Origin of the sequence: Paraburkholderia elongata (assembly GCF_013177735.1) — a bacterium.
Classification (GTDB): domain Bacteria; phylum Pseudomonadota; class Gammaproteobacteria; order Burkholderiales; family Burkholderiaceae; genus Paraburkholderia; species Paraburkholderia elongata.
This window is the reverse complement of sequence record NZ_WOEZ01000178.1, coordinates 22167-35054: the sequence shown is the minus strand read 5'-3', so window position 1 is coordinate 35054 and position 12888 is coordinate 22167. Positions and strand designations below refer to the sequence as shown.

Sequence of the window (12888 nt, the reverse complement as noted above, 5' to 3'; positions counted from 1 at the left end):
CTATCAACGACTCGGCTGGCTCAGGCCGCCATTCGATGTTCATAGTAAGGGCGATAGCGGTCGTCGAGAATTGCGTACTGTGCCGCGAGATTGTTGGGCTCGGGGCAAAGCCAGGCGTCGATATTCTCCGGCTTGATCGGAATGATGCAGCGATCATGGCCCGCAGCGGCAATCTCGGGTGGTGGTTCATCGGTGATTGCAGCGAACGACAGAAGGTCCGGCTCACCAGGGGCTTGCCAGTGCGACCACAGGCAGGCGAGGAGCATGTCCTGAGCGGGCTGCGGCTTGAACTCCAGGACCACGTTTTCCTCCAGTTCGCCTTCAGCGAGCTCGCGCCCTTCCAGGCGATGTCGTTTTACGTTTTCATAGAACACATTCGCGACGATAAGTCCGTGCGAATACCCAAAAACGCCCCTCCAGAAGCCTTCGAGGTTGTCGAGCCTGGCATTATAAAGTCCGGGATATTTCTTGTCGTAGAACGCAGGCTTGCCGGCCGGGCGGCAGTGGTACCGCATCGGCTTGATAACGCGCCTGCCGTCTTCCATGATCATGACCGGAGCATAGTTGCCGGGGAAAATTCTTGAATCGCGGTCTTTCAGTTCAGTGCGCCGGAGATCGTCGAGCCCGCGCAGCGCCGACTCGATCTTGTTGGTTGCGATCCGTTTGCTTTCGGTGGCCGCCTTCGTCGTTTTGCTTTGCAGGGCTCGTTCGGCGTCGGCGAGCCGCGCGCGCTGCTTGAACAGTTCCTGCTCCAGCTTCGGGGTTTGGTCGCGGGTGAACCGGTCGATCGCTTCCTTGATCCGCCGTTCCTCGTCGGTCTGGGGCACCCAGAATGCGGCGTCCATCGCCTTCGGAATCTTGATGTTGCTGCCCTCGGCGCGTTCCCAGTACAGCTGCGCGAATTCCCGGATGCTCATGTGTGCGCCAAACATCCTGACGTACTTGCGGTAGTCCGCCTGGATCTGGGCTGAATAGCACATGGTCGCTCTCCCTGGAAGAAGGTGCGCCAATATGGTACGCCGGTTCCTAGTGGAAATTTCGCGTCGACGTGACGAGCGAGCCGAGCAGCGGGGACACGTCGACCAGTCGGTGTGCGACGAGGTGGCGCACTTCCCCCTCACGCTGCCAGACGCCGTACACGGCAAGTAGTGACGAGCCGAGCGCTTCGCGTCGCTGCTTTTCCAGCAGGGACGGCCAGATAATGACGTTGACCTGCCCGGTCTCATCCTCCAGCGTGACAAACATCACACCCTTGGCCGTGCCCGGCCGCTGCCGGACCGTCACGATGCCGCAGGCACGTGCGAGCTGCCCGTTCCGGAATCCGGCCAGCGTCGACGCCGGCAGCAGTCGCTGGGCAAGCAGGCGAGGGCGCAGCAGTTCCAGCGGGTGCCGGCCGAGCGTCAGACCGAGGGTCCGGTAATCGCTGGCGATCTGCTGGCCTTCCGTCATCGGCGCGAGGACCGGCGTCGCGTCGTCATCAGTCGCGCCGCGCAGCAGATCCCGGTCAGGTACCGCAGCCACCGCTTGCCACAAAGCCGCACGCCGGTCGCCGGCGAGTGAGCGCAATGCGTCGGCTGCCGCGAGCGCCTGCAGATCCTTGCGATCGAGTTGTGCACGTCGCGCGAGGTCCGACACATCGGCGAAGGGTCGCACCGCGCGCGCGAGCTCGATGCGCGCAGCGGCCTCCTCCTTCAGCCCGCGTACGAGCGACATGCCGAGGCGCACCGGGGACGAGGTTGTCTGGCCTTCAACCGCCGAATCCCAGTTGCTCAGCGTCACGTCGACCGGCAGTACCTTCACGCCGTGGCGCTTCGCATCCTGCACGAGCTGTGAGGGTGAATAGAAACCCATTGGCTGGCTGTTGAGCATGGCCACGAGGAACGCAACCGGTTCATGGTGCTTCAGCCATGCACTCGCATAGACCAGCAGCGCGAAGCTGGCCGCGTGGCTCTCCGGAAAGCCGTACTCGCCGAAGCCCTGGATCTGCGCAAAGATAGCTTCGGCGAACTCGCGGTCGTAGCCACGCTCAAGCATCCCGTTCACGATGCGGTCGTAGTAGGCTTCGAGTCCGCCTTTGCGACGCCATGCAGCCATCGCGCGGCGCAACTGGTCAGCCTCGCCGGCGGTAAAACCGGCCGCGAGCATCGCGACCTGCATCACCTGCTCCTGGAAGATCGGCACGCCGAGCGTGCGCGAGAGCGCCTGCTCCATCTGCGGACTCGGATAGGTGACGGGCTCCAGCCCCTGCCGCCGGCGCAGGTACGGATGCACCATGCCGCCCTGCACGGGGCCCGGACGCACGATCGCCACCTCGATCACGAGATCGTAAAAGCAGCGCGGCTGCAGGCGGGGCAGCATGCTCATCTGCGCGCGCGATTCGATCTGGAATACGCCAACGGTATCGGCGCGACAGATCATCCCGTAGGTGTCGGAATCCTCGGCAGGAATGCCCTGCAGCTCGAACGGCTCGCCGCGCTTTTCTGAAATGATGTCGAGCGCACGCCGGATGGCCGATAGCATGCCGAGTGCGAGTACGTCGATCTTCAGCAGGCCAAGTGCCTCGATATCGTCCTTGTCCCACTGGATGATCGAGCGGTCGGCCATCGCGGCGTTCTCGATTGGCACCAGCCTCGACAGCTTGCCGCGGCTGATGACGAAGCCGCCGCTGTGCTGCGACAGATGTCGTGGAAAGCCCACCAGCAGAGCCGCAAAATTTGCCCACTGCATGATCAGCGGAGACCCGGCGTCGAGGCCCGCCTCGGCGAAGCGGTTGAGCAGATCGCCGCTCGAATCGAACCACTGATGGGCCTTCGCGACGCGATCAACGATTGCCGGATCCACGCCGAGTGCCTTGCCCGATTCGCGCAGCGCGCTGCGTGGGCGGTACGTCGTCACGGCGGCCGTCAGCGCCGCGCGATCGCGCCCGTACTTGCGATAGATGTACTGCACGACTTCCTCGCGGCGCTGATGCTCGAAATCCACGTCGATGTCAGGCGGCTCACCTCGCTCTTTCGAGATGAACCGCTCGAACAGCATTGAGGAGCGCGCCGGATCCACTTCGGTCACGCCGAGAGCAAAGCACACGGCCGAGTTGGCCGCCGAGCCGCGCCCCTGGCACAGGATGCCTTCGCTGCGCGCGAACCGGACGATGTCGTAGACCGTCAGAAAGTACGGCTCGTAGCGCAGATCCCCGATCAGCGCGAGCTCGTGTTCGATCTGCTGCTGTACCTGATGCGGGATGCCAGCTGGCCAGCGATGATGTGCGCCGACGTAGGTCTCCTGTCTCAGGTAGCTGGTCGGCGTATGGCCGGCCGGCACCAGCTCGTCCGGATACTCATAGCGCAGCTCGTCGAGTGAAAACGTGCACAGGCGAGCGATTCGCAGCGTCTCCTCGAGCGTGCGCTGCGAATACAGGTTGGCGAGCCGCAGACGCGATCGCAGGTGCTGCTCGGCGTTGGGCGCGAGATCATAGCCGCATTCGGCGACCGGTCTGCCGACCCGGATCGCAGTGAGGACATCCTGCAGCGGTTTGCGCGAGCGCACGTGCATGACGGGCGCGCCGGTCGCGACGACGGGAACGCCGTGACGCGCCGCGACATGTTCGACGGTGCCGCGGTGAATATCGTCCATTGCACGCGCGTGCAATGTCAGTGCGACCCATGCGCGATCGCCAAAGGTCTGGACGAACCACTCGACCTGCGTATCCAGTCTGTCTTCATCGGCGGGGTAGTCCGGTGACAGGATCGCGACGCACCCGGGCAGTCCCCGCAGGTGTCCAAAGGGCTTCTCGGGGTGCGCGAGATCCAGCGGCGCGACCCGGTAACTGCCCTTGTGTGCGCGCATGCGGCCGAGCGTGATCAGCTCGGACAGGTTGCCATAGCCTTCGCGCGTCATCGCCAGTGCGGTGAATGACAGGGCCGGCGAGCCGTCGGCGTTGGTCAGGTGGAAGTGCGACCCGACGATGAAAGGCAGCCCGGCCTTTTTCGCCTCGACGTGCGCGCGCACGACGCCGGCCAGCGAGCATTCGTCCGTGACGGCCAGCGCGGCATACCCGAGCTGCGCGGCGCGAGCGGCGAGATCCTCGGCGTGCGATGCGCCGTGCAGAAAGGAAAAGTTGGACGCGCACTGCAGCTCCGCATAGTCGGGCAGTGCGCCGTAGGTCGGCGCCATGGGCGATCACCCGAATAGGCCGTGCAGGAACCAGCGCGGCTCGCGTTCCTCGACGGCGCTTACGCGCTCCCGGAAGACCCAGTAGTGCAGCGCGTCTTCGGACTCCGCGACAAAATAGTCTCGCGTCACCGGGTGCCCATCCTGCCAGCCGACCTCGATCCGTTCGCCCGGCGAGACCATCCGCAGTGGCGTGCCGTAGAACGGGCGGTGGCCGCGCATGATGAGCTGTACCGGCTTGTCGAGCAGCCAGGTGGGTCGCGGAAGATTCGGCGGCGGCAGCGTGGCCCTGGCGGTCTCGCCGATAGGAAGCCAGCGTGCGGCGACTTCCGGGCGGTGGTCGGCAACCGGCGCCGCCTTGAGCACGTTCTGCGCGCCGAGCCGGGCGACGAGCAGCTCCATCAGGCGCGCGTGATCCTGCGGCGAGCCGCCGGGCTCCGGGAACAGCGATTCGCTCGGCGCGTCCGCTTCGCGGACGTCCTTTGCATCGAGGCGAACGGCGATGACCGGCGCGGCCAGTTCGACGCGGCCCAGCCGTTCTTTCAGCAGGCGCACGAGGTGTTCCTCGCGTGACGTCGGTTCGCCAAGCGCGATTTCGATTGCCGTCGGCGGGACCGCCGCGCGGCCGCGTTCATGTTCGAGCTCAAGTACAAACCGCGCGATCGCCAGCTGTCGCGCCGACAGCCAGCCGGTCATCTGCAGGATCAGTCGTCGCGCCGCGAACAGCACGGCTTCCGCATGCTCGATCCGGTCGGGCAGCTCGAGCCGCGCGCTGAAGGCAGGGGGCAACTCCAGCCATTCGTACACTTCCGGCGCCGCGCCCGTCGCGCGATCGAGCGCATCCAGCAGGGCCGTGCCGCAGCGCTTCTTGAGGCCTGCGCGGGGTAGTCGCCGGACGTCGTCGACCGTTTCGCATCCCAGTCCGTCGAACCATTCTGCGTAGGGGCGCGCAGGCGGCAGGGCAGGTAACGGCACGCGACGCAGCGTACGGTCGACGGAGCGCAACGTGAGCGCGATGCCAGCCGATGACCGGGCGAAGAGCCACGCGGCCTGCCCCGTAGGGGCAACGGCAAGTGTCGCGGTCACGCCGAACGCGCTCACCGTTTCACCCGCCCGCCGGCGCAGTGGCCGGATGCCGCCGAAGAGGCGCAGGCTCGCCGAGACGTCGGCCAGCACGACCGATTCCTCCGCCAGCACCACGTGGGGGGTGAACTGCAGCAGGGCGAACGCCACGCCACGAACAAGCTCCGCTTCACGGGTGAGATCACGTTCCCGGATGACCGCGTCGGGGACAAGCGTCAACACGCCACCGCGGCGCATGCCGGGCACGATCCCGGCCGAGTGCGCCGCGCGGTCGAACGCGACAACGCGGTCCTTCTCCAGCACGACAAACCCGGCCTCATTGCGTGGCATCGACCAGCGCGGGAGAAACGACTCGAGGGCGAGGTGCGGCAGATGTACGCCGATCCAGAGTTGCATATCGGCTCAACAGGGCAGGTGAAGGTACGAGAGGAACGAAAACGGGTTCGTCGCGCTGCGGTCCGCGGCGCTTGACGAACGTCACTTCAATACCGCCCCTGGCAGCTCGCAGTGCAAGCCGCAGCGGCGCCGGCGACGTCGCCTGGGCGGCCGCGAGTGGGCGAAACAGGAACAGCAGGGTGTCCGAGGCCTGCGCGGCCAGATGCAGGCGCCGGAGCGCTTCCTGCCGGACTTCGGCCTGCCAGAGGAGCAGGGCGCCGCAGGTGCCGGCACGCAGGATCTGCTCGGCGGCCCACAGCGCATCAGCCGTGCGTGGTGCGCGCAACACGCAGGCCTGTCCTGCGGGAACGCCCAGCCACGCCAGTCCGGCGGGTTGTAGCCGATGCGGCGGCTGCAGCAGGAGCAAGGGGCGGGATCCGACGGTCGCCAGTGCAGGCTGCAGCAGACGCAGTTCACCGCAGCCAGCCTGCGGTGTGAGCAGTTCGGTGAGCGCGCCCGCGGTCCAGCCGCCACCCGGCAGCTCGGCGGCCAGCGCGGCGTGGCCGCACGACACTACCCGATCGAAGCCGGCGGCCAGCTGCGAAGCTCGCCACAGGGCGGGGTGGATTTCTTCAGGGTGACGTGGCAGGGCGCTCATGGGGCAAGAATACTGTATAAATATACAGTATCTAGTGTAGCGCTTATCTCCAAAAAATGTAAAAGGGGGTCGTCCAGAGGCCGCGGCCGGTTACCGCTGATCCGTTCCAGACGGGCGCAAGACCATCTTTCTCGACTGGCGCGGCGGATCTGGCCACGGCATGCCGGGATGCCGACGTGATCGCTGGTGCCGCGAACCGGTGGCTTAACTTCAGGGGTGGGCGCCATACGCATTGTGGTCTTCCGCATAGAAGAACCTTGCCCGAGCGTTCAAAATCCAGCCAGTCATACTTACTCGCCTACGTCGTTCGGTTCGTCCATTTACAACGACGATGCGCCCGCGACTTCAAGATAGGATGCCTAACAAATGGCGCTGACAAAGTACTCGCCGGAGGAATTTCCTGGTCTCCCTTGCACGCTCGCCACATCCGCACAAGGCATATGTCTGTATCACGTTTACACCGGGCGCAACGCGTGGCACTCGACCTGGATAAATCGTTACAACGACGAGTGCATGCACGCGTCACGGCGAGAGGCCGAACTCTATGCTGAAACCTTGCGAAAAGAAGGCACAGTTCTTTACATCCAGGAACTTCCCGCACTCGTGGTTCGAAGCAAGGCAGGATGCTTGATTGCGACGCAAATCAACACTGATTCCCCGTTGCGGGTCTACAAGCCCTATTTCAAGATGGACGGCGGCACCGCGGAAAATCCGGAGTGGGGCATCCACTGGTTGCACAAGGACACAGATCTCTGCAGGATTGCGGATTCTCTAAGGCCGACCAGCATTTGGTGGAGCGTCAGACCGCCCGCCCAAGACTCCGTGATTGTGCTGTCGTCCGAGAAACCATTCTGCCAATTTGATCGCATACCAGATCAACCCACACTTTTTCGCAGTTTTAGTACTGGCAGTGACTATTGGCTTGGGTGGGAAACAACCAAACGAGCCCTTGACCCCGAGCCTGTTCGATATCTCGAACGAATGTTTTCAATTCCGCACCCAGTCATATTCCCGGCAGGCTTTGATTCAAGAATGCCTCTTGGAGGGAGGCAGGATTGAGTCGCGGTGACCTGGCGCGGGCAACGTTATGAAATCAAAGACAGGTCCACGACACGTTGTCGTGTCGCCTCAAAGAGACCTGACGGCACTGATCATAGCTGGCGAGGTAGTTCACGACGCCTCTCGAAAAACCGTCAGGTTACCTTGATTGCGTGTTGTATTCGTCGGTCTGTCGTAGTGAAAGACAGGAAGTATCTGATGCCTTGAATAACCCACGCTGGATACGGAGAATCGCGGAAAGGACGCTCGATTCGGGAAACCGACTGAGGGAGAGGATTCCTTCGCTCCTTAATGTCGATTGATATTCAGATTGCATTTCTCCGACGCTGCGGTAATGCAGCATGCATCGCGGCGCTGTAACAGTTCGTAAAAACCGCTCCTCTAGATAGTCCAGACAATTTATCTTTCGTGGATGGACCTTCACGATCACGAAGCGATCACCTTATTTCGGGCAACGTTTGAAACGCTAAGTCCGCGCTGGCAACTGTCTCATGATAGCAATGCCCTCGAACTTAGCCCGATTACCGGACCGGTCGCTGCAGCCGTTACGCTTTCAACTGAGCAGGCGGCACAAATCCGGGCACTTACTGGCGTCACGTCGAGCGTGACTGTCGACGCGCTGCTGTTTGAAAAGAGGTTTCGCCTGCACTTGGTCGGACGGAAAGTCGATCGGACCAGGTGGGCCGGAACGGCCTCTCCGAGCATTAATGCCGAAGCCATTGCGGGTGATCTGGCGCGCGGGCTGTCATTTGCAGAGACAGTCCTGTCGGAAGTCAATTCGCTTGTCGTGATTCTGAATCGCGATGGCACTATTCAACGGTTCAACCGGTTCGCCGAAGAGCTTTCCGGCCTCAAGGAAGCTGACGTAATAGGAAAAAATGCGTGGGACCTGTTCATGTCCGACGAGGATGGAAGTGAGTCCCGTCAGAACATAGAAAGGTTTTTCCAGCGCGGCGAGGCGTATGAGGTTGAACGGACGGTAAAAACGATCCGGGGTCCGCGGCTGTTCCAATTCCGCAACAAGTTCGCCCGAACAAGTGAGCATCCTGATGACACGTTTTTGATTTGTTCAGGCATCGACATCACTGAAGAACGGCGGGCGCGCGATCGCCTGGCCGAGCTGGCCAACACGGATACGCTGACTGGCTTGCGGAACAGAAATTACCTGATGGACCGCCTGAATGCTCTGACGATGACTCAGCAAAGCATTGAACGGCTTGCGCTTCTCTTCATTGACCTTGACAACTTCAAGCGAGTCAACGACTCCCTTGGACATAGGGATGGTGATCAGCTACTCAAACAGGTAGCGAAACGCCTGCAGCGCGTCGCCCGTGGTGAGCAGGAGGTCATTCGGGTTAGCGGCGACGAATTCGTGATCGTCGTTAGAGGTGACTTTGCCCGCTTCACAGCGCAGGAACTAGCAAACCGTGTCGTAGAAGACTTTGAGCTCGCTTATGTGCTGCGCGCGAATAGCTATCGGATGCGGGGAAGCATTGGAGTGGTCGAGCACGTGAGGCACGGAGACAGCGCATTCGATCTTCTGACCCGTGCTGACCTCGCGATGTATGCCGCCAAAGCGGTTGGTAAGGGCAAGGATATCAGCGCGTGTCATGTATATACGCCCGAACTGTCCGAACGCGCTGAGCGCGGACTGGAGTTCTATCAGGCGCTGCAGTATGGGTTTCTCAGAAAGGAATTCGCGCTGGATTATCGAGACTGCTACACCGTCGGCGGAACGGCCCGCGGCCTTCTTGCATCGGTGCAGTGGAATCGGGACGGTGCGCCTCCACTGGAAGGGCGCGAGCTTTTCTCAATGGTCGAGTCGTCGGGATTCGGCGTCCAGCTCGGCGAGTTCCAACTGACCGAGGCGTGCCGGCAGCTACGCGAGTGGCGTACCGCTGGACAGAGTGTTCAGCACGTCACCCTGAACGTACCCTACGCGCAGCTCGTTGACGGCGATCTCACTGGCTGTGTATCCGAATGCTTACGTGAGCATGCGGTGGAACCATCGACCTTGCGGCTGATCGTTCAGACCCGTCTGGATCAGGCCGCAGCACATGTTCTCGACAAGCTGGAGACGATACGCTCTACCGGTGTGCAGATTCTTGCCGCGCTCACGGCCGATTCTGCGTTCCCGAATTTATCGAAGCTGCCTATCGATGGCCTTTGCATCGACGAAGAGCTTGTGGATCGCGTACCTTCTGAACCGGTTTCCAGGGCGCTCGTTAAAGGGATAGTCGGCGTCTGTACAGAGATGGAATTGAGCGTCCTGGTTCATGGTGTGGACCGTCAGGAGCAGTTCACGTGGCTCACACAGTTTCCCGGCGCTGAAGTGCAAGGTCGTTTCGTTACCGATGCCTTTTCCGCGACGAGTTCATCGGTGTAGAGGTATGCGGCGATGCAGGAGAAAGTGATCGAGGTGGCTACACCCGCGACACTGCATGAAGATGAACATCACATTTTCAACGAGTGCGTGGAGCTGAGTCTGTCGCAGGACTGCATCCTGACACGAAGGTTGATCCGGAGTGACGGCGCGTCGTTCAGCCAGATTGTCGCGATAGATAGCGTGGACGTTCTGTCGGACTTTGTGACGGCTGATCCATATGAGACCCGCCTGCGGGAGAGTTACGACCGCATCCGGCAGAAGTGCGTCGCAGCGACGGAGGGTGATCGCCCAAGACAGGTCGAAACTGGCGACCCCGTAAGATTAATCGGCGAGCTTTCAATGTGCGCGACGGAAGGTGCGCTGCTGTCCAAGGTGCGCACAATCATTGCGGGTCTGGGCGGAATGCAGTTCACTTACCAATGGATCCGTTTTGACGGTGCGAATCCTGCCACGGGCGATGCCGTGGAGACACGTTACCTCGTTGGTTGCAGACCTGCCTGGACGCAACAGTACATCGCAAGGCTGTGGTACATGAACGATCCCTACGTAACATACGCCAGGACAAATGTTGCACCTGCGCTTACGTCGCACGTGAATGTACATCGCGTCGATCACTGGCTGGTGACAGAGGCGCGTATGCACGGCTTTGCGAGCGGGGTCGTTGTCCCGGCGCATATCCACGGCCATGGTCTGGTCGGGCTACTGCATGTGAGCAATTCGGTCCGGGTGCCCGCTGGTGAGGGCGTGCTGTGGGACAACCGGGTGCTGTTCCGCGCCATGTCGTCGGAACTACTGGACTGGCGCGTGTCGCAGGTGCGCCAGAATGCGCTGGCGAAGTACGAGCTCAGCGAACAGGAGACACAAATCCTGCGGATGCTGCGCGATGGCGCCAGCGCATCCCACGTCGCCGATCGACTGGGAATGTCCAAACATACGGTCTATAAAACGATCTACCAGCAGATCACCAGAAAAACGGGCGCAACGAGAATTACAGATGCCGTCGAAAAGGCGGCCGCCCACGGTCTGCTTGACTGAATCCGTTGCCGTGATCCACGACATCCTTATTGCAGCATAATAATCAGGATTACTAATCATAGTGTTTGTGCATACTAATTCGGTGGCTTGAATTCGCCATTGCCCTTGCGCCATAGTGTCACTACCGTTCCAGTGCGATGGCGCGGACCACTCCGTAATGAAATAGTCAGGAAAGAAGGTCGATTGCTTTTTGCGCGACGATCGGATCGACCTGACCAGTCTCGGAGGAGGTTTGATAGAGGAGCGCGACAAGTTTGGCCTTCCTCGCAGCATCAAGCGAGCGGCCGGCGCGAGACAGTTCCGTATCGACAGCAACTAACACATTGCAGAGCAGCGCTTCATGGACGGTGCCATAACGAGGAGGGCGTTCGCCACTTAGCATGTACGAGACATCAAAACCATGTTTGAGCAGCGTCATCAGGTAGCCGGCATCGGGATAGCGATGATCCCTTTCGTATGCAAATTGCGTTTTCCTGTTGATGCCTGTCGATTCGCAGATGTCTCCCTGTGTAAGGCCGAGACGGTCTCGCTCCTCTATCAAACGTGCTCCAAAAGAATAAGGCATAAATTGGGTAAGTATGTTGCAGATGGGGATAAAATGCCCCATACTGATGATGAAGTGTCCTTTCTCGATCAGTATACGGTCCCTACTTATGCCCCTGAAAACATTGGAAGAGGTACGCGCAGAGTTCGACCGGTGTGGTGTCTCCGTTTCGAGCTGGGCCGTAAGACACGGAATCCCCCGCAACATCGTAAACGGCGTGTTGCAGGGAAGGCTAAAGGGCAAGCGCGGTCACGCGCACAACGCGGCAGTCTTGCTCGGACTGAAAGACGGCGTTGTAAATCGTGAGGAGGCGCGCGAGCCAGATCTTTGCGAGGTACTGCCAGCCAGGGAAGGGTAGGTGAGGGTGTAGGAGCGGTCAGCGTCGATGTAGCGAGCATCGGCGCGGACCTGACCAATGTTGGAACCTGAGAGGTCGACAATGGCTAAAGCCATTATATCGTTCGGGCACAGCCGGCGACGTAACGTGGGCGAGGGGGGAAGTCATGCTTGATTTCATCTCGTTAGCCCAGCAATGCGCGCCGAACGTCCACCCCACGACGCTTCAGGCGGTCGTGAGGACCGAGTCCGGCTTCAATCCGTACGCGATCGGCGTCGTCGGTGGACGCCTTGTTCGTCAGCCGCGTGATCGTGAAGAGGCCGTAGCGACCGCGAAGGCGCTCGAAGCGCAAGGCATCAACTTCAGCATGGGGCTTGGACAGGTCAACAAGACAAATCTCGCACGCTACGGACTGACCTACGAAACAGCCTTCGACCCGTGCGAAAACTTGCGCGCGGGCAGCGCCATCCTGCACGACTGCTATCAGCGGGCGGTCGCAGCAATGGGGCAGGGCGCACCGGCATTGCGTGCAGCTATCAGCTGCTACTACAGCGGCAATTTCACGCGCGGCGAGACAGCCGACGCCGGCGGTACAAGCTACGTACAGCGCGTTGTTGCCAACGCTCAGACGGCGGCAGGTTCAACCAATGTCGTTCCTGCGGTTCCTGTTGTGATGAACAGTCAGTCCGACAGACCAGCACGCGCAGCAGCGCCCGATGCCAAAACATCTTCCGCGCGCCGCAGTGGCCAAAAACAACGACAGGACGCACCGCACCCGTCATGGGATGCATTTGGCGATTCCGCTTGTGACAACGACTGCAACTGACTTGAGCCGCGACGACGCGGCCTGATCTCAACCACGTGAAAGGAGAAGACATGAATCGCAATACGCAGCTCGCGACCATGAAATTAGTACCACTGAGAGGTTATTCATATCGCATATCAATGCGGCAAATCGCAACCCATATGCGCCAGACGATGGCCCTCGGCATCGCAATCGGTCCGGAACTTGCATTCGCGGGTGGTGGGCTCGATTCGGCGACGCAGGGCGCGACCACCTTCAAGATCTGGCTTTATTCGTTCCTTGGCGTCGTCGCGGCCTGCGTGCTGATGTGGAAAGGGGCGGAGTGCTGGGCCGATCGCGCGCACTGGAGCGAGTTTGTGACGATGTGCGGCAAGGTGGCGGCGGTGGGCTCGGTGGTCGGCGTGCTCGCACCGTACCTGTGGAACATGTTCAGCTGAGC

General features: G+C 61.2%; 11 protein-coding genes. 6 read left to right on the top strand and 5 right to left on the bottom strand.

The annotated features are described in order from the left end of the window. Nucleotides 1–20: 20 nt before the first annotated feature. Genes GNZ13_RS30070 through imuA form a run of 4 tightly spaced genes read right to left on the bottom strand, consistent with a single transcriptional unit; the run spans nt 21 to nt 6283 of the window. Nucleotides 21–980 carry an SOS response-associated peptidase family protein gene (locus GNZ13_RS30070; RefSeq protein WP_172171438.1) on the bottom strand — a complete coding sequence of 320 codons (960 nt, stop codon included), beginning with the start codon at nt 978–980 and terminating at the stop codon, nt 21–23. A gap of 46 nt (nt 981–1026) precedes the next feature. After that, a complete protein-coding gene (locus GNZ13_RS30065; protein WP_172171370.1) occupies nt 1027–4170 on the bottom strand; it encodes an error-prone DNA polymerase in 3144 nt (1047 codons plus the stop codon). A gap of 6 nt (nt 4171–4176) precedes the next feature. Beyond that, nucleotides 4177–5646 carry a Y-family DNA polymerase gene (locus tag GNZ13_RS30060; protein WP_172171368.1) on the bottom strand — a complete coding sequence of 490 codons (1470 nt, stop codon included), beginning with the start codon at nt 5644–5646 and terminating at the stop codon, nt 4177–4179. Continuing rightward, nucleotides 5567–6283 (bottom strand): translesion DNA synthesis-associated protein ImuA, encoded by a 717-nt coding sequence (imuA, locus tag GNZ13_RS30055; RefSeq protein WP_172171366.1) that lies wholly within the window; start codon nt 6281–6283, stop codon nt 5567–5569. The genes GNZ13_RS30060 and imuA overlap by 80 nt, the downstream gene beginning before the upstream one ends. 366 nt (nt 6284–6649) lie before the next feature. Here imuA and GNZ13_RS30050 point away from each other — a divergent pair, with 366 nt between their 5' ends. The 3 genes from GNZ13_RS30050 (at nt 6650) to GNZ13_RS30040 (ending at nt 10763) form a co-directional block, all read left to right on the top strand. Continuing rightward, complete coding sequence (locus GNZ13_RS30050; protein ID WP_172171364.1) at nt 6650–7342, top strand: hypothetical protein; 693 nt, start codon at nt 6650–6652, stop codon at nt 7340–7342. 412 nt (nt 7343–7754) lie between these two features. Continuing rightward, entirely contained in the window at nt 7755–9728 is a 1974-nt protein-coding gene (locus tag GNZ13_RS30045) for a diguanylate cyclase domain-containing protein (RefSeq protein WP_172171362.1), read from the top strand. A gap of 12 nt (nt 9729–9740) precedes the next feature. Then, nucleotides 9741–10763, top strand: a complete 1023-nt coding sequence (locus GNZ13_RS30040; RefSeq protein ID WP_172171360.1) for a helix-turn-helix transcriptional regulator — start codon at nt 9741–9743, stop codon at nt 10761–10763. 166 nt (nt 10764–10929) lie between these two features. Here GNZ13_RS30040 and GNZ13_RS30035 read toward each other — a convergent pair whose 3' ends face one another. After that, a complete protein-coding gene (locus GNZ13_RS30035) occupies nt 10930–11370 on the bottom strand; it encodes a helix-turn-helix domain-containing protein (RefSeq protein WP_236002253.1) in 441 nt (146 codons plus the stop codon). Here GNZ13_RS30035 and GNZ13_RS30030 point away from each other — a divergent pair. From GNZ13_RS30030 to GNZ13_RS30020, 3 genes are all read left to right on the top strand, one after another. Continuing rightward, nucleotides 11342–11665, top strand: coding sequence for a DNA-binding protein (locus GNZ13_RS30030; protein WP_328807321.1), 324 nt, complete (start codon nt 11342–11344; stop codon nt 11663–11665). The two genes, GNZ13_RS30035 and GNZ13_RS30030, sit on opposite strands and share 29 nt — an antisense overlap. 145 nt (nt 11666–11810) lie before the next feature. After that, the gene (locus GNZ13_RS30025; RefSeq protein WP_172171356.1) at nt 11811–12470 is read left to right on the top strand and encodes a lytic transglycosylase domain-containing protein; all 660 of its coding nucleotides are present in this window, start codon (nt 11811–11813) and stop codon (nt 12468–12470) included. A 50-nt stretch (nt 12471–12520) separates the two neighbouring features. Then, nucleotides 12521–12886, top strand: coding sequence for a hypothetical protein (locus GNZ13_RS30020; RefSeq protein WP_172171354.1), 366 nt, complete (start codon nt 12521–12523; stop codon nt 12884–12886). Nucleotides 12887–12888: the final 2 nt, after the last annotated feature.

Bases quoted from the DNA above. Each gene is read 5' to 3' on its own strand.
- GNZ13_RS30070 (WP_172171438.1), bottom strand. From the start codon at position 980: ATGTGCTATTCAGCCCAGATCCAGGCGGACTACCGCAAGTACGTCAGG.
- GNZ13_RS30065 (WP_172171370.1), bottom strand. From the start codon at position 4,170: ATGGCGCCGACCTACGGCGCACTGCCCGACTATGCGGAGCTGCAGTGC.
- GNZ13_RS30060 (WP_172171368.1), bottom strand. From the start codon at position 5,646: ATGCAACTCTGGATCGGCGTACATCTGCCGCACCTCGCCCTCGAGTCG.
- imuA (WP_172171366.1), bottom strand. From the start codon at position 6,283: ATGAGCGCCCTGCCACGTCACCCTGAAGAAATCCACCCCGCCCTGTGG.
- GNZ13_RS30050 (WP_172171364.1), top strand. From the start codon at position 6,650: ATGGCGCTGACAAAGTACTCGCCGGAGGAATTTCCTGGTCTCCCTTGC.
- GNZ13_RS30045 (WP_172171362.1), top strand. From the start codon at position 7,755: ATGGACCTTCACGATCACGAAGCGATCACCTTATTTCGGGCAACGTTT.
- GNZ13_RS30040 (WP_172171360.1), top strand. From the start codon at position 9,741: ATGCAGGAGAAAGTGATCGAGGTGGCTACACCCGCGACACTGCATGAA.
- GNZ13_RS30030 (WP_328807321.1), top strand. From the start codon at position 11,342: ATGTTGCAGATGGGGATAAAATGCCCCATACTGATGATGAAGTGTCCT.
- GNZ13_RS30035 (WP_236002253.1), bottom strand. From the start codon at position 11,370: ATGGGGCATTTTATCCCCATCTGCAACATACTTACCCAATTTATGCCT.
- GNZ13_RS30025 (WP_172171356.1), top strand. From the start codon at position 11,811: ATGCTTGATTTCATCTCGTTAGCCCAGCAATGCGCGCCGAACGTCCAC.
- GNZ13_RS30020 (WP_172171354.1), top strand. From the start codon at position 12,521: ATGAATCGCAATACGCAGCTCGCGACCATGAAATTAGTACCACTGAGA.